Origin of the sequence: Mesorhizobium shangrilense (assembly GCF_028826155.1) — a bacterium.
Lineage (GTDB): Bacteria > Pseudomonadota > Alphaproteobacteria > Rhizobiales > Rhizobiaceae > Arvimicrobium > Arvimicrobium flavum.
Genome location: NZ_JAQGPN010000001.1, coordinates 3,720,314 through 3,739,671, shown reverse-complemented (window position 1 = coordinate 3,739,671; position 19,358 = coordinate 3,720,314). Strand labels below are relative to the sequence as shown.

General features: G+C 63.6%; 21 protein-coding genes and 1 tRNA gene. 13 read left to right on the top strand and 9 right to left on the bottom strand.

The features are described from left to right. Positions 1-54 precede the first annotated feature (54 nt). Positions 55-729 carry an alpha/beta hydrolase gene (locus tag PD284_RS18130; RefSeq protein ID WP_274629554.1) on the bottom strand — a complete coding sequence of 225 codons (675 nt, stop codon included), beginning with the start codon at positions 727-729 and terminating at the stop codon, positions 55-57. Between the two features lie 227 nt (positions 730-956). Here PD284_RS18130 and PD284_RS18125 point away from each other — a divergent pair, with 227 nt between their 5' ends. The 8 genes from PD284_RS18125 to PD284_RS18090 all read left to right on the top strand — a co-directional run bounded on the left by PD284_RS18125 (position 957) and on the right by PD284_RS18090 (position 8,577). Beyond that, complete coding sequence (locus PD284_RS18125; RefSeq protein ID WP_274629553.1) at positions 957-2,156, top strand: cysteine desulfurase family protein; 1,200 nt, start codon at positions 957-959, stop codon at positions 2,154-2,156. A 100-nt stretch (positions 2,157-2,256) separates the two neighbouring features. Beyond that, the gene (gene sufB, locus PD284_RS18120) at positions 2,257-3,777 is read left to right on the top strand and encodes a Fe-S cluster assembly protein SufB (protein ID WP_274629552.1); all 1,521 of its coding nucleotides are present in this window, start codon (positions 2,257-2,259) and stop codon (positions 3,775-3,777) included. Positions 3,778-3,916: 139 nt separating this feature from the next. Then, positions 3,917-4,675 carry a Fe-S cluster assembly ATPase SufC gene (gene sufC, locus PD284_RS18115; RefSeq protein ID WP_274629551.1) on the top strand — a complete coding sequence of 253 codons (759 nt, stop codon included), beginning with the start codon at positions 3,917-3,919 and terminating at the stop codon, positions 4,673-4,675. A gap of 4 nt (positions 4,676-4,679) precedes the next feature. Beyond that, a complete protein-coding gene (sufD, locus tag PD284_RS18110) occupies positions 4,680-5,951 on the top strand; it encodes a Fe-S cluster assembly protein SufD (RefSeq protein WP_274629550.1) in 1,272 nt (423 codons plus the stop codon). A gap of 168 nt (positions 5,952-6,119) precedes the next feature. Next, the gene (locus PD284_RS18105) at positions 6,120-7,361 is read left to right on the top strand and encodes a cysteine desulfurase (RefSeq protein ID WP_274629549.1); all 1,242 of its coding nucleotides are present in this window, start codon (positions 6,120-6,122) and stop codon (positions 7,359-7,361) included. A 5-nt stretch (positions 7,362-7,366) separates the two neighbouring features. Then, positions 7,367-7,747, top strand: coding sequence for an SUF system Fe-S cluster assembly protein (locus tag PD284_RS18100; protein WP_274629548.1), 381 nt, complete (start codon positions 7,367-7,369; stop codon positions 7,745-7,747). Positions 7,748-7,833: 86 nt separating this feature from the next. Next, on the top strand, positions 7,834-8,220 hold the full coding sequence (gene sufA, locus PD284_RS18095) for a Fe-S cluster assembly scaffold SufA (RefSeq protein WP_274629547.1): 387 nt from the start codon (positions 7,834-7,836) through the stop codon (positions 8,218-8,220). A gap of 96 nt (positions 8,221-8,316) precedes the next feature. After that, positions 8,317-8,577 carry a DUF2171 domain-containing protein gene (locus PD284_RS18090; protein WP_274629546.1) on the top strand — a complete coding sequence of 87 codons (261 nt, stop codon included), beginning with the start codon at positions 8,317-8,319 and terminating at the stop codon, positions 8,575-8,577. Between the two features lie 38 nt (positions 8,578-8,615). Here PD284_RS18090 and PD284_RS18085 read toward each other — a convergent pair whose 3' ends face one another. Continuing rightward, the gene (locus tag PD284_RS18085; protein ID WP_274629545.1) at positions 8,616-9,113 is read right to left on the bottom strand and encodes a GFA family protein; all 498 of its coding nucleotides are present in this window, start codon (positions 9,111-9,113) and stop codon (positions 8,616-8,618) included. A 72-nt stretch (positions 9,114-9,185) separates the two neighbouring features. Here PD284_RS18085 and PD284_RS18080 point away from each other — a divergent pair, with 72 nt between their 5' ends. Beyond that, a complete protein-coding gene (locus PD284_RS18080) occupies positions 9,186-9,554 on the top strand; it encodes a TfoX/Sxy family protein (RefSeq protein WP_274629544.1) in 369 nt (122 codons plus the stop codon). On the opposite strand, the gene PD284_RS18075 is transcribed toward PD284_RS18080, so the two are convergent. Together PD284_RS18075 and PD284_RS18070 are read right to left on the bottom strand one after the other, a co-directional pair. Next, positions 9,529-11,064 (bottom strand): DEAD/DEAH box helicase, encoded by a 1,536-nt coding sequence (locus PD284_RS18075; protein WP_274629543.1) that lies wholly within the window; start codon positions 11,062-11,064, stop codon positions 9,529-9,531. The two genes, PD284_RS18080 and PD284_RS18075, sit on opposite strands and share 26 nt — an antisense overlap. A 206-nt stretch (positions 11,065-11,270) precedes the next feature. Beyond that, a complete protein-coding gene (locus PD284_RS18070; RefSeq protein ID WP_274629542.1) occupies positions 11,271-12,035 on the bottom strand; it encodes an NAD kinase in 765 nt (254 codons plus the stop codon). Positions 12,036-12,221: 186 nt separating this feature from the next. Between PD284_RS18070 and PD284_RS18065 the strand changes: the two genes are divergently transcribed. From PD284_RS18065 to PD284_RS18055, 3 genes are all read left to right on the top strand, one after another. After that, positions 12,222-12,297, top strand: a tRNA-Thr gene (locus PD284_RS18065). A 348-nt stretch (positions 12,298-12,645) separates the two neighbouring features. Then, the gene (tig, locus tag PD284_RS18060) at positions 12,646-14,145 is read left to right on the top strand and encodes a trigger factor (protein WP_274630686.1); all 1,500 of its coding nucleotides are present in this window, start codon (positions 12,646-12,648) and stop codon (positions 14,143-14,145) included. 299 nt (positions 14,146-14,444) lie between these two features. Next, positions 14,445-14,879, top strand: a complete 435-nt coding sequence (locus tag PD284_RS18055; RefSeq protein ID WP_274629541.1) for a hypothetical protein — start codon at positions 14,445-14,447, stop codon at positions 14,877-14,879. Between the two features lie 202 nt (positions 14,880-15,081). On the opposite strand, the gene radC is transcribed toward PD284_RS18055, so the two are convergent. From radC to PD284_RS18030, 5 genes are all read right to left on the bottom strand, one after another. Then, the gene (radC, locus tag PD284_RS18050) at positions 15,082-15,837 is read right to left on the bottom strand and encodes a RadC family protein (RefSeq protein ID WP_274629540.1); all 756 of its coding nucleotides are present in this window, start codon (positions 15,835-15,837) and stop codon (positions 15,082-15,084) included. Between the two features lie 37 nt (positions 15,838-15,874). Continuing rightward, positions 15,875-16,702: a type I methionyl aminopeptidase gene (map, locus tag PD284_RS18045; RefSeq protein ID WP_274629539.1), complete on the bottom strand. Its 828-nt coding sequence runs from the start codon at positions 16,700-16,702 to the stop codon at positions 15,875-15,877. Between the two features lie 135 nt (positions 16,703-16,837). Then, positions 16,838-17,239, bottom strand: a complete 402-nt coding sequence (locus tag PD284_RS18040) for a low affinity iron permease family protein (protein WP_411956229.1) — start codon at positions 17,237-17,239, stop codon at positions 16,838-16,840. A gap of 75 nt (positions 17,240-17,314) precedes the next feature. After that, entirely contained in the window at positions 17,315-17,551 is a 237-nt protein-coding gene (locus PD284_RS18035) for a hypothetical protein (protein WP_274629537.1), read from the bottom strand. A 94-nt stretch (positions 17,552-17,645) separates the two neighbouring features. Next, positions 17,646-18,626 carry a hypothetical protein gene (locus PD284_RS18030; RefSeq protein ID WP_274629536.1) on the bottom strand — a complete coding sequence of 327 codons (981 nt, stop codon included), beginning with the start codon at positions 18,624-18,626 and terminating at the stop codon, positions 17,646-17,648. Positions 18,627-18,755: 129 nt separating this feature from the next. Between PD284_RS18030 and PD284_RS18025 the strand changes: the two genes are divergently transcribed. Continuing rightward, complete coding sequence (locus tag PD284_RS18025; protein ID WP_274629535.1) at positions 18,756-19,340, top strand: nitroreductase family protein; 585 nt, start codon at positions 18,756-18,758, stop codon at positions 19,338-19,340. The last annotated feature ends 18 nt before the right edge of the window (positions 19,341-19,358 follow it).

The following is a 19,358-nucleotide window of genomic DNA, read 5'->3' as shown; positions in this document are numbered from 1 at the left end:
GCCCGGGATCGAGCGATCCCGGGCCTTCGTCATTCCGAACTGGCGCGCGCAGGCTCAGCGCAGCCGCTTCGTCCTCGGGTCGGCGAGTTCGCCGGCGAGGCGACGGTCCAGATAGTCAGCGCATTCCTCGAGCAGCAGCGGCGCGTCATTGGCGAAGAAGTGGTTCGCCCCCGCCAGCGTCTTCTGCGTGATGGTGATGCCCTTCTGGGTGTGCAGCTTGTCGACAAGCCCCTGCACGTCCTTCGGCGGCGCCACCTTGTCGGCCTCGCCGTGGATGATGAGGCCCGAGGAAGGGCAGGGTGCCAGGAACGAGAAGTCGTAGATGTTCGGCTGCGGCGCAATCGAGATGAAGCCCTCGATCTCCGGCCGGCGCATGAGCAACTGCATGCCGATCCAGGCGCCGAAGGAATAGCCGGCGACCCAACAGCTCTTCGAATCGGGATGCAGCGACTGCACCCAGTCGAGCGCGGCGGCCGCGTCCGACAATTCGCCCGTGCCGTGGTCGAATTCGCCCTGGCTGCGGCCGATGCCGCGGAAATTGAAGCGCAGCGTCGTGAAATTGCGCTTCTGGAACATGTAAAACAGGTCGTACACGATCTTGTTGTTCATCGTCCCGCCGAACTGCGGGTGGGGATGGAGGACGATGGCGATCGGCGCGTTCTTTTCCTTCGAAGGCTGATAGCGGCCTTCAAGACGTCCGGCCGGACCGTTGAAAATGACCTCGGGCATGGGTACTCCGTGCACAGCAACGTTGAGGAAGCGAAGCCGCCTGCTCGGCCATTGCGGCCTTGACGCAGAGCCAGCGCCTCCTTAGAAGCTAGTTTAGAATGGTTCAAAACTGGCGGCGATGGCCGCTTGTTCGCAAGGCCGGTAGATAGGACGCCTCGCCTTGCATTTTCAAGGAAATAACGCTGTCCGGATAGTCCGGACGCTGCGAAGGGACATATCGGCGTCGAATGGCTGCGACGAGGGCATATCTGGATCACAATGCGAGCGCGCCTCTGCGTGATTGTGCGCGCGCTGCAGTGATCGATGCGCTTGCCGCTTCCAATCCGTCTTCGGTTCATGCCGAGGGCAGGGAGGCGCGAAGGATCGTCGAGCAGGCCCGGCGCGGCGTCGCCGCGCTGGTCGGCGGCAAGCCCGAGCATGTGGTCTTCACGTCTGGCGCCACCGAAGCGGCGACCACGCTGCTGACGCCAGACTGGCGTATGGGCCGCGGTCAGGTGCGCATGTCGCGGCTCTATGTCTGCGCGTCCGACCACCCATGCATTCTGACAGGCGGCAGGTTTGCGCCGGAGAACGTTACCAGGATCGGGGTCCAGCAAGACGGCGCCGTCGATCTCGTGGAACTGGAGGGCGCGCTCGCTGCCCACGACAAGGCCGAGGGACTTCCGCTTGTCGCCATTCACCTCGCAAACAACGAGACGGGGGTTGTCCAGCCGGTCGAGCGGATTGCCGCGATCGTCAAGGCGGCCGGTGCGGTGCTGGTGCTCGACGCGGTCCAGGCGGCGGGACGGATCGCGCTCGATATGTCAAGCGGTTGCGGCGACTATCTCATCCTGTCGTCGCACAAGATTGGTGGCCCGAAGGGCGTCGGCGCCATCGTGGCGTCCTCGGATCTGATGATGCCAGCAGCGCTCGTCGTCGGTGGCGGGCAGGAGAAGGGCCATCGCGCCGGCACGGAGAATCTTCCGGGGATCGCCGGTTTCGGTGCTGCGGCGCGCGAGGCTCTGTCCGAGCTTGCGCGCATGGACGAGCTGCGGACGCGTCGCGACGCGCTGGAGCGTTCGATTCGCGACGCCGAGCCCGCGGTCGAGATCTTCGGCGTCGGCGCGGAGCGCCTGCCGAATACTACCTTCTTCGCGGTTCCTGGCATGAAGGCCGAGACCGCGCAGATCGCCTTCGACCTCGCCGGTGTTGCCCTCTCTGCGGGTTCGGCCTGCTCCTCGGGCAAGGTAGGAGCCAGCCATGTGCTGAAGGCCATGGGTCTTGGAGACCGGGATGGCGCATTGCGCGTGTCGATCGGGCCTTCCACGACCGACGCCGAGCTCGACCTGTTCAGGACGGCGTTGGGCAAGATTCTCGCCCGCCGGGCGACGAGGCCGCATAGGCGGCAAATTGACGTGGGCCGGTGTTTTGGCCCCTCTGCCGGATGAAGTTCCGGATGAAAGGCACTATATGGGGCGTACGCCGTCCCACCGGTGCCATAGTTTGAAAACTGCCGGGCCTTGACCCTGGCGTGGATGGAGAACGCTGATGCCTGCTGTGCAGGACACGATCGATCGGGTCCGAAAGATCGATGTCGACCAATACAAATACGGCTTCGAGACCAATATCGAAACCGACAAGGCCCCCAAGGGTCTGAACGAAGATATCATCCGGTTCATCTCTGAGAAGAAGAATGAGCCCGCGTGGATGCTCGAGTGGCGTCTTGACGCCTTCCGCCGCTGGCTGACCCTCGAGGAGCCTACCTGGGCGCGCGTCGACTATCCGAAGATCGACTTCCAGGACATCCACTACTACGCCGCGCCGAAGAACCAGACCGGCCCGAAGTCGCTGGACGAGGTCGATCCCGAGTTGCTGAGGGTCTACGAGAAGCTCGGCATTCCGCTGCGCGAGCAGGAAATCCTCGCTGGCGTGCAGAAGCCGGCTGACGAGGACGGCGACGACTCCGAAAACGACAACGTCTACAAGTCGGGCCGCGTCGCGGTCGACGCCGTGTTCGATTCCATCTCGGTCGTCACCACCTTCAAGGAAGAGCTGGCCAAGGCCGGCGTCATCTTCTGCTCGATTTCGGAAGCGATCCGCGAGCATCCGGAGCTGGTGAAGAAGTATCTCGGCTCCGTCGTTCCGACGACCGACAACTATTATGCGACACTGAACTCCGCAGTCTTCACGGACGGTTCGTTCGTGTTCGTGCCCAAGGGCGTGCGCTGCCCGATGGAGCTCTCGACCTATTTCCGCATCAACGAGAAGAACACAGGCCAGTTCGAGCGAACTCTGATCATTGCGGAGGAGGGGGCCTACGTCTCCTACCTCGAGGGCTGCACGGCGCCGCAGCGCGATGAGAACCAGCTTCACGCAGCCGTTGTCGAGCTGATCGCGCTTGATGACGCCGAGATCAAGTATTCGACGGTGCAGAACTGGTATCCGGGCGACGCCCAGGGCAAGGGCGGCATCTACAACTTCGTCACCAAGCGCGGCGACTGCCGCGGCGACCGCTCGAAGATCTCGTGGACGCAGGTCGAGACCGGCTCGGCGATCACCTGGAAGTACCCGTCCTGCATCCTGCGCGGCGACGACAGCCAGGGCGAGTTCTATTCGATCGCGGTGTCGAACGGCTACCAGCAAGTCGACAGCGGCACCAAGATGATTCATCTCGGCAAGAACACCAAGAGCCGGATCATCTCGAAGGGCATCGCCGCCGGCTTCTCGCAGAACACCTATCGCGGCCAGGTCTCGGCGCACCGCAAGGCGACCAACGCGCGCAACTTCACCAACTGCGACTCGCTCCTGATTGGCGACCAGTGCGGCGCGCACACGGTGCCCTACATCGAGGCGAAGAATTCCTCCGCCCAGTTCGAGCACGAAGCAACTACGTCCAAGATTTCCGAGGACCAGAAGTTCTACGTGATGCAGCGCGGTATTCCCGAGGAGGAGGCGATCGCTCTGATCGTCAACGGCTTCGTCAAGGAAGTCATCCAGGAGCTGCCGATGGAGTTCGCTGTCGAGGCGCAGAAGCTCATCAACATCTCGCTCGAGGGCTCGGTCGGATGACCGAGGGCTATTGCCCGGCAAGTCGAGAGCCCTGCGCGTGACGCGCTGAGCGGGTGCCAAACAATGGAAACGGCGGACTTTCCGAAGCCAAGGAACAGAACGCATACGCGCAAGGCGCGAAGACGAAAGACGGACGAGAATGCTTGAGATCAAGAACCTGCATGCCCGCATCGCCGAAAGCGGCGTCGAGATCATCCGCGGCCTGAACCTGACGGTTCAGCCGGGCGAGGTCGCCGCCATCATGGGCCCGAACGGCTCCGGCAAGTCGACGCTGTCCTATATCCTCGCCGGCCGCGAGGACTATGAGGTGACGGAAGGCGACATCCTCTACAACGGCGAGTCCATTCTGGAGATGGATCCGGCCGAACGCGCTGCAGCGGGCATCTTCCTGGCCTTCCAGTATCCGATGGAGATCCCCGGCGTCGCCATGATGGAGTTCCTGAAGGTGGCGATGAACTCGCAGCGCAAGGCGCGCGGCGAGGATGCGCTCAAGATTCCGGACTTCATGAAGAAGGTGAAGGACGCGGCCGCCTCGCTGAGCATGGACATGGCGATGCTGAAGCGCCCGCTCAACGTCGGCTTCTCCGGCGGCGAGAAGAAGCGCGCGGAAATCCTGCAGATGAAGCTGCTGGAGCCGAAGCTCTGCGTGCTCGACGAGACCGATTCCGGTCTCGACATCGACGCGCTGAAGATCGTTGCCGACGGCGTCAACTCGCTGCGTGCGCCGGATCGCGCGGTGGTCGTCATCACCCACTATCAGCGCCTGCTCGACTACATCGTGCCGGACACCGTTCACGTGCTCTACCGCGGCCAGGTCATCAAGTCCGGCGACAAGACGCTCGCGCACGAGCTCGAGGCCAATGGCTATGCCGGTTTCATCCAGGAAGCGGCGGAGTGAATTCATGAACATCCACGCCACACCGCAAAGGACGAAGGCGGAGACCGCGCTGATCGCGGCCTTCGACGCACGCCTGGCCGACCTGCCGGGCGACGGAGCCGTCATGATCAAGCGCGACAACGCCATCGAGCAGCTCAAGCTCGGCCTGCCGACCAAACGCATCGAAGCCTGGCATTACACGGATTTTCGTCGCCTGCTCTCCGACGTGCCGTCGCACGACGCCGCCGCGAGGGCTGAGGTCGTCGCCCCGGTGCTCGAAGGGTCGACGGTGCTGCCCGTGCTGAACGGGGTCGCCTCCGGCAAGGCGCCGGCTGGCCTCGAGGGCGTCGCCGTGCGGCACATCTCCGAGAAGCTGGCCGACGGCAGCTATGCCGCCGCCCTGGAGCCGACCGGCCTCGACGATGCGATCGGTGCGATCAACGCAGCCTTCGTTGCCGACGGCTGGTTCGTCGACATCGCCGACAGCACGCAACTGGAGAAGCCGATCGAGCTGCAGAACGTACAGGCGGGCGGTCAGGTGCACGTGCGCCTGCCGGTTCGCGTCGGCGCCGGCGTCAAGGCGACGATCGTAGAGCGCCAGACCGGCACGGGCGAGGCGTTCGTGTCCTCGGTCGGCAATCTCGTCGTCGGCGACGACAGCGACGTGCTCTACGTGATCGTCCAGGAACAGCCGGAGACGGCGACCTATCTCGGCCAGTTCAATGCCTGGATCGGCAAGAACGCGAAGCTTACGCTGTTCGTGATGAACGCCGGCGGCAAGCTCGTCCGCCAGGAGATCCATGTAGCCGCGAAGGGCGAAGGCTCGGACTTCCAGCTGCGGGGCATCAACCTGCTCGCCGGCGACACGCATACGGATGTGACGATGGTGCTCGACCACATGGTGCCGCACACCGGTTCGCGCGAACTCGTCCGCAACGTCGTGACCGGCAAGGCGCGGGGCGTCTTCCAGGGCCGCATCAACGTGCACCAGATCGCGCAGAAGACCGACGCCAAGATGGCCTGCAACACGCTGCTGCTGTCGGACGAGGGCGAGTTTGCGGCCAAGCCCGAGCTCGAGATCTTCGCGGACGACGTGGCCTGCGGCCACGGCGCGACCGTCACCGAGATCCACGCTGACCATCTGTTTTACCTGATGGCGCGCGGCATCGACGAGAAGACGGCGCGGGGCCTGCTGGTCAAGGCGTTCCTTGCCGAGGTGGTCGAGGAACTGGACGACGAGAAGATCGTGGATGCGCTGGAAGCGCGGCTCGACCGCTGGTTTGCGGAGCATGGGTAAGACAGGCTGAGAAGCGAGTTCGGGCGCCGCACTCTTATCCGACCTCGCTTCGCTCGGCCACCTCCCTCGGAGAGAGGGAAAATTGGGCGCTGGACCTTCTCCCGGTGTGGGAGAAGGTGGATTGGCGCGGAGCGCCAAGACGGATCAGGTGAGTTGGACGGAACGCGCATGGACCAATCATTGACTTCAGCACCCTACGACGTCGAGGCGATCCGCCGCGATTTCCCGATCCTGTCCCGCGAAGTCTACGGCAAACCGCTGGTCTATCTCGACAACGGTGCGTCGGCCCAGAAACCGCAGGCGGTGCTCGACGCGGTCCAGCGCGCCTATTCCGAGGAATATGCGAACGTCCATCGCGGCCTGCATTTCCTTTCCAACGCCGCCACCGACTCCTATGAGAAGGCGCGCGAGACCGTTCGCCGCTTTCTCAACGCGCCGTCGATCGACGAGATCGTGTTCACCTCGAACGCGACGTCGGCCATCAACACCGTCGCCTATGGCTGGGGCATGCCGAACATCGGCGAGGGCGACGAGATCGTGCTCTCCATCATGGAGCACCACTCCAACATCGTGCCGTGGCATTTCATCCGCGAGCGCCAGGGCGCCAAGCTCGTCTGGGCTCCGGTCGACGATCTCGGCGAATTCCATCTCGATGATTTCGAGAAGTGCCTGACGGACCGCACGAAACTGGTCGCCATCACCCATATGTCGAATGCGCTGGGCACGGTGACCCCAATCAAGGATATCTGCCGCATCGCGCATGCGCGGGGAATTCCGGTCCTCGTGGACGGCAGCCAGGCAGCCGTCCACATGCCGGTCGACGTCCAGGACCTGGACTGCGACTTCTATGCCTTTACTGGCCACAAGGTTTACGGCCCGTCGGGCATCGGCGTACTCTACGGCAAGAAGGAGTTCTTGCAGGCCATGCGCCCGTTCCAGGGCGGCGGCGAGATGATCCTGGAGGTGACTGAGGGCAACGTCAGTTACAACGACCCGCCGCATCGCTTCGAGGCGGGCACGCCCCCGATCGTCCAGGCGATCGGCCTGGGTGCGGCGCTGGACTACATGGATTCCATCGGCCGCGAGCGCATCGCAGCCCACGAGGCGGAACTGAAGGCCTATGCGCATGAACGCCTGCGCGCCATCAATTCGCTGCGCATCTTCGGCGATGCGCCCGACAAGGGCGCCATCGTCTCCTTCGAACTCGAGGGCATCCACGCCCACGACGTCTCGATGGTCATCGACCGCGCGGGCGTCGCGGTGCGCGCCGGTACGCACTGCGCGCAGCCGCTGTTGAAACGCTTCGGCGTCACCTCCACATGCAGGGCTTCATTCGGCATGTACAACACGCTGGCCGAGGTTGACGTGCTGGCCGAAGCGCTGGAAAAAGCGCGAAAGTTCTTCGGGTGAGCGATATGGAAGACGCATCCGTGACCACCACGACCGAGCCGTCCCCGGCAGGGACTGCCTCGGCGATTCCGGCGGACGAGCTGGCCCGGCTGACGGACGACATCGTGGCCGCGCTGAAGACCGTCTACGATCCCGAGATCCCGGCCGACATCTACGAGCTTGGCCTGATCTACAAGATCGACATCGAGGACGACCGGTCGGTCAAGATCGACATGACGCTGACTGCGCCCGGCTGCCCGGTGGCGGGCGAAATGCCGGGTTGGGTGCAGAACGCCGTCGGCGCCGTCGAGGGTGTCTCAGACGTCGAGGTCAGCATGGTCTTCGATCCGCCATGGACGCCGGACCGCATGTCGGAAGAGGCGCAGGTCGCGGTCGGCTGGTACTGAGAACTTGCCTGAGCCACGAATCTTCACCATGTTAGTGGCAAGACATTCCGCAGGCCTTTGAACCTGCCGTGAGTGGGAGACTTTGAATGGGACGCTTTGCCGTCATCAGCATGACCGACCGGGCTGCGGAGCGCGTGCGGGAGATCGTCGCGACGCGCGAGAATGCTCTCGGCGTGCGTCTCGGCATCAAGAAGGGCGGCTGCGCCGGAATGGAGTACACGGTCGACCTCGTGACCGAGCCCAACCCGAAGGACGACCACATCGAGCGCGAAGGCGCAAATGTCTGGGTCGCGCCTGAAGCGGCGCTGTTTCTGTTCGGCACCGAGATGGATTTTGAGCAGACCACGCTGCGCACCGGATTCACCTTCCGGAATCCGAACCAGAGTTCGGCTTGCGGCTGCGGTGAATCGGTGGAGCTGAAGCCGGCCGACCTCAAGGCCCTCGCCGAGGCTCGCGCCGCCGACGCCGCCTGAGCCGGTGGTCCGGCGCGCCCCGAGCGCGCTGCCTGCAATTTCGCCTGCATCCTTTGCCATCATCCGACGTTGTCCTGCGCAACGAAGGAGATGGCCATGGCTGACACCAGCAAGATCAAGGAACATGCGGAAGTCATCGGCGCGGACGGTGTCCACGTTGGTACGGTCGACCGCGTAGTGGATGGTCGCATAAAACTTACGAAGCGCGACAGCGGGGAGGGGCATCACAGAGGCCACCACCACTATGTTCCGCTCAGCCTAGTCGCCGACGTGGAAGGCGGCAAGGTCCGCCTCTCCGCCAATGCCGATGTCGCGGTCACATTTGAGGAAGAGGACGGCGGTGGGTCGGCGATGTAGCGCCGTGCCGGCGCGACTACGGTTTTCAGGTCGGGACTTTACTCCACCCAAACCCCGTTGCGCCTGTGCCAGTCGGCGATCGACTCTTCGGGGTAGAGTTCGAAGGCGAGGTCGCCGTCGCGGATGTCCGGCTCGACCCACGAGGCCTTGTATTTCAGCATGAGATGCGTCCGGTGCGGAGGCTTCGGGAGTTCCGTGTCGATCGCCGAGGCGAACGGGTGGATCAGGTCCGGCCAGGTCGGGTCGTAGAGCCAGAGCGCCGACCCGCAGGACATGCAGAAGTTCCGCTCCCCGGTCGACACCTCGCAGTGCCCGCGCTCATCGTCCTCGATTTTTGCCCGATAGACGCCAAGCGTTTCAGCGCTCTCGACCTTCAGCGTCGTCGCGATGCCGCCGAGGTTGATGGCATATCCGCCGCCGCCCTGCTGCTTCCGGCAGATCGAGCAGTAGCAGAGCTGGTAGGGGACAGGCGTGTGGCTCATGACCTCGAAGCGCACGCCGCCGCAGCGGCAGGAGCCTTTCAGCAGAATGGGCATGCGGTGCTTCCTCCTGCGTGATTAACGGTGCAGACTTGCGGTTTCGGATTTCCACGCTGCGGGACATGACCGATGGACAATGATGCAATCGCCGATCTGTTTTCAGGTCTCGGGCCGGTCGACATCCGCCGCATGTTCGGCGGCAAGGGAATCTACCATCGCGGCGTCATCATCGCGATCGAGATTCGTGGCGAGCTGATGCTGAAGGGTGATGCGCAAACCGCGCCGGATCTCGAAGCGGCCGGCTGCAGCCGCTGGACCTACACTGGCTCGCGACACGGAAAACAGGTGGCGATGCCGTACTGGACGGTGCCGGATGGCGCGCTGGACGATCCGGACGAAATGGCGGTCTGGGCGCGGAAGTCCTACGAGGCGGGGCTGCGTGCGGAAAAGGCTGACCCCGCGAAGCGGAAGGTCAAACCTTCATCGCCACCTTCATGAAGGCCGGCGTGTCGTCGCCGAAGCCGACGACCGTGTTGACCTCGTCCTCGTCGCGGTAGCGACGCGGACGATCCTGCCTGCCGTTGCCGCGCGGCTGCTCGTTGTCGCGGTGCGGCTCACGCTCGGCGTTGTTCGCCTTGATCGCTTCCTTGCGGTTGCGCCGCTCCTCGAGCGCTTCAGCCGGGACGACGGCGGCGCTCGGCTGCTCCGCGGTTTCGGAGACGTCGCGCGTCTTGCGCGCGCGGTGCTCGTCGCGCGGATGCCGCTCGCCTCGCTCCCGGCCGCGCCCTGCGCGTTCCCGGCCACGGCCGCGATGACCATGGTCCTCGTCGCTTTCGGTCAGCGTCGAGAGATCGCCGTCATGCCACTCGATTTCCTTGCCGATCAGCTTCTCGATGGCGTCGACATATTTGGTGTCGCCCCGCGTCGCGATGGTGAACGACTTGCCCGAGCGTCCGGCGCGGCCGGTGCGACCGATGCGGTGGACGTAATCCTCGGAGTGGATAGGCACGTCATAATTGAACACATGGCTGACATCGGGGATGTCGAGCCCGCGCGCAGCCACGTCGGAGGCGACCAGCAGCTTCAGCTTGCCGTCGCGAAAGCCCGCCAGCATGGCCATGCGCGCCCGCTGGTCCATGTCGCCATGCAGCGCGCCTGCGTCGAAGTCGTGCTTGACCAGGGAGCGGAACAGTTCCGACACCTCGACCTTGCGGTTGCAGAAAATGATGGCGTTCTTGATCTCGTCGCCCTCGGCGCGAATGAGATCGCGCAGGACGCCACGCTTGTCCCACGGCTTCGAGCCGGACTTCACGAGACGCTGCGTCACCGTCGAAGCGGTGGTCGCAGCCTTGGCGACCTCGATGCGCACCGGCGTATGAAGAAACTGCTCGGTGAGCTTGGTGATCTCCGGCGGCATCGTCGCCGAGAAGAACAGCGTCTGGCGGGTGAAGGGGATCAGCTTGCAGATGCGCTCGATGTCGGGGATGAAACCCATGTCGAGCATGCGGTCGGCCTCGTCGATCACCAGGATCTCAACGCCCGTGAGGAGCAGCTTGCCGCGCTCGAAATGGTCGAGCAGGCGGCCGGGCGTGGCAATCAGTACGTCGGCGCCGCGCTCAAGCTTCTTTTCCTGTTCGTCGAAAGAGACGCCGCCGATCAGCAGTGCGATGTTGAGGCGATGGTTCTTGCCGTACTTGACGAAATTTTCCTCGACCTGAGCGGCGAGTTCGCGCGTCGGTTCGAGGATCAGCGTGCGCGGCATGCGTGCGCGGGCGCGGCCCTTTTCCAGGCGCGTGATCATCGGAAGCACGAACGCGGCCGTCTTGCCGGTACCGGTCTGGGCGATGCCCAAAACGTCCTTACCCTGCAGGGCCTGCGGAATCGCGCCTGCCTGAATTGGCGTCGGAGTAGTGTATCCGGCGTCGGAGACTGCGGAGAGAACCTTGGAGGAGAGACCGAGGTCGGCGAAAGTAACCGCTTCGTTGTCGTTCTGCGTATCTGATGACAAGTGTTTTTCGCGTCTTTGCGTGTTCTGCGCGCGGGCGGGGCAGGCAAAGGCCGACGGCGCCAGGCGCCGCGCGCCTTGGATATTGTGGGCTGCCGTAAGCGGAAGATATGGATTTGTCAACACAATCGCCAGTGAACGCGGCAATTCGACCGCAATTTCCTTAACGGAAGATGCGTCCCGGGTTCCTGGTAGCGGATTCGCTGGATTCAGTAGCGAAATTGCTCGGTCAGGATGCGCTCGTTCCAGGAGTGCGAGGGGTCAAAGAGCAGTGTCGCGGTCCCGTCGCGCGATTCGCGGACGCTCACGCTGGTCACCGACTTGATCTCGGTGTGGTCGGCGACGGCGTTCACCGGCCGCTTCCTGCCTTCCAGTATGTCGAAGCGCACCACGGCCTTGTTCGACAGCAGCGCGCCGCGCCAGCGTCGCGGCCGAAAAGGGCTCACTGGCGTCAGCGCCAGCAGTGGTGCGTCCAGGGGCAGGATCGGGCCGTGAGCGGAAAGGTTGTAGGCGGTGGAGCCCGCCGGGGTCGCCACCATCACTCCGTCGCAGATCAATTCCTCCATGCGGACTTGATCGTCGACGGTGACGCGCACCTTTGCCGCCTGGTAGGATTGGCGGAAGAGCGAGACCTCGTTGATGGCGAGAGCCGTGGAGACAGTTCCGTCTTCTGACGTCGTCTCCATTTCCAGTGGCCGGATAGTTTCGTGAACCGTCGCCTTGAGGCGCTCCAGCAATCCGTCTTCGCGGAACTCGTTCATCAGGAAGCCGATCGTGCCGCGGTTCATGCCGAAGACGCGTTTGCCGGTTCCCATGGTCTCTCGCAGCGTCTGCAATAAGAAGCCGTCGCCACCGAGTGCGACGACGATGTCTGCTTCCGCGATCTCCGTCTGGCCGTATTGCTCGGTCAGACGGGCGCAGGCCTCGCGCGCATCGTCAGCCTCTGACGAAACGAAGGCGATCCTATTGACCATGGCCCTGAAGCCTCCCTGCGCATACAACCGGCGCCCCGTTAGCATGTGCGCGGGTCGGCTGAAAGCCGCAAGGCTGCAGGGGAGGGCCGCAGCGTGATCAGGCCCGTTCGTGCAGCGCGCCACAGTCCGGCTGCCGCCGATACTGTCTTTACTGCCGCGTCCAATGTGGTAAGGCCACGTGCGAGTGCCCTTGTAGCTCAGTTGGTAGAGCACCTGATTTGTAATCAGGGGGTCGCGGGTTCGAGTCCTGCCGGGGGCACCAGTTCCAAAAAAACCGCCGATGCCATCATCGGAGAGGGAGGCGCTCAGGCCCGCGCGCCTTGTCCCGCCTAAAATTGCGTTGAAAATCGTAGTCGCGTGTGACAAAAGGCGAGCCGAATGTGACAGACGGCTAGGCAGTCGTTGGCGCAGCTGACGAAAGCATCAGGAAAGTCAAGAGATTATCCTTGCTTCTTCAAAGGCGTCGCGAAACAGGTCCGGGTTTAAGGCTCCTATCGCCGAAATCTCGACACACCGACTTCACAAGATGGCACTCCCGGCACGCAACCCGGCAGGCTGAACGGCGGAAGGCGCCGCAAGCTGCAGGATTCGTCGAAGCAAAGGTTTTATGATGCAGGTCACCGAAACGCTGAATTCCGGCCTCAAGCGCGAGATCAAGGTCACCGTGCCCGCCAAGGACATGGAGGAGCGCCTGATGCAGCGCCTGACCAATGCCAAGGACAAGGTGCGCATCAATGGCTTCCGGCCGGGCAAGGTGCCGCTTCCGCACCTGCGCAAGATGTACGGCAAGTCCTTCATGGCCGAGGTCGTCAACGAGATCCTGTCGAACTCGACGCGCGACATCCTCTCCGAGCGCGGCGAAAAGGCCGCCATGCAGCCGGAAGTCGTGATGACCGAGGACGAGAAGGAAGCCGAGAAGATCCTGGCCGGCGGCGCCGATTTCGAGTTCAGCCTGAACTATGAGGTGCTGCCGCCCATCGAGATCAAGGACGTCTCCGACATCAAGGTGACCCGCCAAGTCTACGACGTCCCCACCGAGGAGGTCGAGGAGCAGGTGAAGCGCGTCACCGACTCCATGCGTCCGTACGAAGAGAAGAAGGGCAAGGCCGAGGAAGGCGACCGCGTCACCATCGACTATGTTGGCAAGATCGACGGCGAGGCCTTTGCTGGCGGCGCCGGCAACGACCAGCCGCTGGTGCTGGGCTCCAAGGAGTTCATCCCGGGCTTCGAGGACCAGCTCATCGGCGTCAAGGCTGGTGACGAGCGCCAGATCACCGTCACCTTCTCGGAGAACTACAACGCCGCCAACCTGGCCGGCAAGGAAGCCACCTTCGACGTGACCGTCAAGGAAGTCGCCAAGCCGGGTGAGATGGAAGTGACCGACGAGACCGCAAAGGCGCTCGGCATCGAGTCGCTCGAGCGCCTGCGTGAGATCGTGCGCGGCCAGATCGAGAGCCAGTTCGGCCAGATGACGCGCCAGAAGGTGAAGCGCGAGCTGCTCGACGCTCTGGATGCGAGCTATTCCTTCGAGGCGCCGTCGAAGCTCGTCGAAGCTGAGTTCTCCAACATCTGGAACCAGGTGAACCGCGACCTTCAGGCCGCCGGCCAGACCTTCGCGGACGAGGACACCACCGAAGAGGAGGCCCGCGCCGAGTACATGCGCCTTGCAGAGCGTCGCGTGCGGCTCGGCCTGGTGCTTGCCGAGATCGGCGAGAAGGCCGGCGTGCAGGTTTCCGAGGAAGAGATGCAGCGCGGGCTCTTCGAGTTCGTACGCCGCTTCCCGGGCGACCAGCAGCAGCAGGTCTTCGAGTTCTATCGCAACAATCCGCAGCAGCTCGCCACGATCCGCGCGCCGATCTTCGAGGAGAAGGTGGTCGATCACCTGCTCGGCCAGATCTCCGTGGCCGACAAGAAGGTCACCAAGGAAGAGCTGATGGCCGACGATACGGAAGAGACTGCCAAGAAGCCGGCGAAGAAGGCCGCCAAGAAGACGGCAAAGGCCGAGGACGCCGAGAAGGGCGAGGCTGCCGCATCCGCTGATGACAAGGCCGAGGAGCCCAAGAAGAAGGCGGCTCCGAAGAAAAAGGCTGCTGCCAAGGACGCCGAGTAATCGTCATACCGACAGACATTTCAGGAAAGCCGCCTCCGGGCGGCTTTTTTGTTGGCTCGCCCCGTCGAGAGTTGCGCACCGTGCGGGATTGACCGTCGGTTGCGTCCTGTCAGTCCCAATAGGACGGCCAAATGAACGCCTGACGTGTTGATGTGCGCGTCCTCGCGCTCCGGTCGTCCACATTTTCGTGATTGATGCCTGTGTCCAAGATCGTGATTGGACTTCGATATCAGTCGGGAGCAGGCTGTCCTCAGAAAGAAAAGGGGGTGGATCTACTGTCGTCCGCATAGGAGACCAGGATGAAACACCAGACTATCGACGAGCTGCAGGCAGTTGCCGAGATACAACCCGGACTGCCGCGGACTTTGACGCGCAGCGAGCGTCTTCAGCGCTGGGCGGAACTCCTCGAGCGTGATCCGGGGCGCCGCCTGTCGACCCTGCATCAGACGGAGTACCAGGCGCCTCTGGCCCGGGATCGCATGAGCAGCGAGGGATCTCCGATCTCCGTTGCCTTCGCGGATGACGTCCTGCGCGAAGCAGGGATGAAGAACGACACCTATGGCGAGGCCAAGCGGTTCTTTGAACTGACCGACGGTCAACTGCACGAAGTCATCTGCTACTGCCACTTCGGCAGCAGCGTGAGTGCTGCAACCGCCGCGGCCCATGTGCGGCAGATTCTGGTCGGAAGGAAGCCGGGGCTGCTCGCACGGTTGCGTGAGGCCTTTCTCGGATAGGCCGCGTTCTCAGGGCAGCTGAAGCTGCCATCGGCGCGGCGCCGGTCTTCGCCGCTCTTTACGCCGCAGGCGGTCGCCGCCTGTTCGCGCGGGTGGGTCGTTGCGTGGCGGGATCGCCTTGGCGCTTCCGGCACACCTTCGTTGGTGCCTCGCGGTCGGGGGGATCCGGAAACCGGCATTCGAGCTCATGGTGGGGTCCGCCTCAGATCAGCAGCAATCCCTTCATGCTGGCAAAGCCCTTCTTGCCGATGATGATGTGGTCGTGAACGGCGATCCCGGCCGGCTTCAGCGCCTCCACAATCGTCTTGGTCATGTCGATGTCCGCGCGCGACGGCGTCGGATCGCCGGAAGGATGATTGTGAGCGAGGACGACGGCGGTCGCCGAAAGCGCCAGCGCGCGGCGCAGGATCTCGCGCGGATAGGCCATCGTATGGTCCACCGTGCCGATGTGCTGCACCTCGTCGGCGATCAGCGTGTTCTTCTTGTCGAGAAAGAGGATGCGGAACTGCTCGCGCTCCTCGAAGGCCATGGCCGCCTTGCAATAGTCGAGCACCTGCTGCCAGGAGGAAAGCACCTCGCGCCCCCTGATCTCGTTCTTCAATGCCCTTTGAGTGGCTGCGGCGACGATCTTGAGATCCAGCGCGACCGATCGGCCGACGCCGTTGACCTCGCACAATAGGTCGAGCGGTGCTCCCAAAACCTCGGCGAGCGAGCCGAACCGGGCGAGCAGCGCCTTGGCGGCGGGCTTGGTGTCGGCCCGCGGAACAGAGCGGAAAAGCAGGAGTTCAAGGAGTTCATAGTCGGCGAGTGCGTCAGCGCCCGTTTGCGCGAAGCGCTCGCGCAACCGCTCGCGATGCCCGGCATAGTGCGGTTTCGTCGCGGAAGCCCGCCGTGCAGGCGCTGGCCTGCCACTGTCGAGAAAGAAATCCCGCTCGTCCGCGTCGCGATCCGACGTCATGTCCCCGCCCCAGGTCTCAAGACCGGCGGGGAGGAGGCTACGACGTCAGGCCGGGCCGGTCCAGCCCCGCCGGGGAGAGCGTGAAGATCTCGCAGCCCGTCTCGGTGACTCCCACGGTGTGCTCGTACTGCGCGGACAGCGAGCGATCTCGGGTGACGGCGGTCCAGCCGTCCGACAGCACTTTTACGTGCGGGCGGCCGAGATTGATCATCGGCTCCACGGTGAAGATCATGCCGGGACGCATCTCGATGCCTTCCGATGCGCTGCCGTAGTGCAGGATGTTGGGCGCGTCATGGAAGAGTTGCCCCACGCCATGTCCGCAGAAATCGCGGACCACCGAGCAGCGCTCCGCCTCGGCATAGCTCTGGATCGCTGCGCCGATGACGCCGGTGCGCAACCCTGGCTTGATCGCCGCGACGCCGCGCATCAGGCATTCGTGGGTGACTTCAAGAAGACGCTCGGCTGCGCGCTTGATCTGGCCCACCGGGTACATCCGGCTGGAGTCGCCGTGCCAGCCGTCAACGATGTAGGTGACGTCGATGTTGACGATGTCGCCATCGCGCAGCGGCTTGGCGTCCGGGATGCCGTGGCATACGACGTGATTGATCGAGGTGCAGGACGATTTTGTGTAGCCGCGATAGTTGAGCGTGGCCGGCATCGCGCCGTGGTCCATGCCGAATTCGAAGACGAACCGGTCGATCGTTTCCGTCGGCACCCCCGGCTCAACCATGGGAACGAGCTCATCGAGGCAGCGAGCCGTAAGCTGGCAGGCCTTGCGCATGCCCTCGAAGGCTTCCGCCCCATAGAGCCTGATCTGCCCGGTATTGCGTAGCGGTGCCGTAGCGGCGTCGAGATAGGTGACCATGCCTGACCTGGAATGAAAACGGCCCGCAACGCGGGCAAAACACTGCCCTCATGTGCCATTCCAGGCCGGGCGATTCAAGTATGAAGAAGAAGTAGACCGCTTTCGCCGACTGCAGCCGGCCGTGGACATCATTGGCTAGGCGGCTTCCTGGGCGCGGTCGGCGGCCTTTTCGCTCGCGTTCTGGGCGGCCTTTTCGCACTTCTTGCGGAACTCCTCCACTTCCGCTTCCGTCAAGTGCTCAATGCCGATGAACTCATCCTTAGCCTCCGTGGAGACCCGGATAAGTTCATCGAGCTTGGCCTGGACCGCCGCCCCGTCGCGGTTCTGCGTGTTCTGAATGAGGAACACCATCAGGAAGGTGATGATGGTGGTGCCCGTGTTGATGATCAATTGCCAGGTGTCCGAGAAGCCGAAGATCGGACCGCTGATCGCCCATATGATGACGATTGCGACGCAGGAAAGAAAGGTGAGCGGCTTGCCGGCAAGGTACGCCACCTTGTTGGCAATTTTGGTAAAGTGCTTTTCCACGTCATGCATCCTTGATGCTGTTCGGCGGCCAAGGCCGCCGATAGGGTCAGGTGACTGATGTGATCGCGTCCTCCCGACAGCTTTTTATAGGGTTGCCGCGCCCTTTTTGGGCTCCCTCCAGCCGAGCCTCCCCAGAAGAAGGCGTATCTGGCGAAGGTCCGCGTCCAAGCCGTCGTAAGCGTTCATCGGGCTCTCTGAAGCCGCGCGCTGCAGACCGCGCGCCTCGGATTCGAGCTCCAGCAGTTCCTTGATCTTGTCCTGCGTCGACCGGTTGGGGTCTTCGGCGATGCGCTGAACGTTCATTTCCCTGAATGTAACCATCACGGACACTCCAGCAGTGATTGCGCACCCAGAATGCCGCAGCTCGCCTCTTGGTTCCAAACCGCTGATGTAGGAGGGGAAAACCGGCTGGCGCCTAGTCCGTGATCTCGCCTTCGGGGATCGCATCCTCTTCGGTTGCCAGGACCTCGACGTCCTGATCGCTGCCGGCTTCGATCGTCAGCGCGCGCTGATAGATGCGATCGCGATTCTTGGCGATGATGGTGTATTCGCCTTCCGCCAGCACCATGGAGGCATAGGCCCCGACACTCTCGCGGATCGGGTCGCCAGATGCTGTCAGCACGGACCAGGACGTATCGGCGATCGCTTCGCCGCCTCGGTCGCGTACCAGCTTCAGTGTGATCTCGGCCGCGCGATGCTCGACCGTCGCCTCGGTGAGTTTGCCCGCTTCCACCCTGATATCCGACCGGATGACGGCGTTGACCGAACCGTAGGTGGAAACCACATGGTAGACGCCGGAGTTCAGTCTGACGACGGTGCTCGGCTTGACGTTGGGGATGATGAGCGCGCGCTCTCCCTGCTCGTCGGCATTCGCCTCGTAGATCGAGAATTTCAGCTGGTCGGCTGCGATGCGCTTACCGCCCTCCAGGACAGCGTCGAGTTCGAGCCCGCCTGCGTCGAGGACGATCGTCTCGCGTTGCGAATCTCGCCCCACCGTGATCCGCTTGGTGGCGCCGGCGCGGCCGAATGCGGCATGAACCAGATAGCTTCCGGGCGGCAGGTCAAACACACTGGTGCCGCCCTGGGCCGACGCGACGAGCGGCAGCTTGCCGTCGGAGCCGGCCTGGGGCTTGAAGATACGCCACATCAGGCCCCGGCTGATGTCCTCGCCTTCGCCGACCAGGCGCGCCGCCAGCGTCGTCTTGCCTGCGGTGGCCGCCGCCAGCGACCTTCCCTGCTTTTGCTCCGGCGATGCGAAGTTGTTGAGGGGGGGCAGATCGAGCGAGATGCCAGGCGCTGAATCGGCAAATCCCTGTGCATTGGCTGTCGTGCCCGCTGCCGCTAAAAGGGCGACAAGAAGGAGCCGCGCCGAATGTCGGAGTGGGCGTGCAATCATCCCTTGCCTTGAAACGCAAGCCGGTGGCAATTTCAAGGCCCAATCGCTGGGCGATTCACCCGCCCGAGTTCCGTCCGCCTCCCATCCGGCACCGCGGATCCAGCCAGAAATTCAAGGAGAAACAACGTCGTGGCGTCGCCTATCATCGATTTCATGCTGAGCAGAAAATCTCCGCCAATCCACGAACTGAAGGAGCCAGCGCCCAGCGACTCGGAGATCGAGACGATGATTCGGGTAGCTTCCCACGTGCCCGACCATGGCCGGCTGGAGCCGTGGCGGTTCATCCTCTATCGGGGTGAGGCGCGCCAACGCGTCGGCGAGATGCTCGCCGACCTCGCGGAGGAGCGTGAAGGGCCCTTGCTGGAAGGTCGCCGCAACCAGGAACTGGCCCGCTTCTCCCGCGCGCCGCTGGTGATCGGCGTCGTCTCGAGCCGCAAGGAGCATCCGAAGATCCCGGAATGGGAGATGTTCCTGTCCGGCGGGGCCGCGGCGATGAGCCTGGTGCTTGCCGCGAACGCGCTTGGCTACGCCACCAACTGGATCACCAACTGGTACTCGGGAACCGAGGAAGGCCGTCGCATCCTCGGCCTCGCGCCACACGAGCGCGTGGTCGGCTTCGTCCACATCGGAACCTTTGGCGGCACAGTTCCAGAAAGACCGCGGCCGGATGCATCGACGATCTATGCCGACTATTCCGGGCCGTGGGAGGGATAGCGCTTTCTCTGCTCGTCA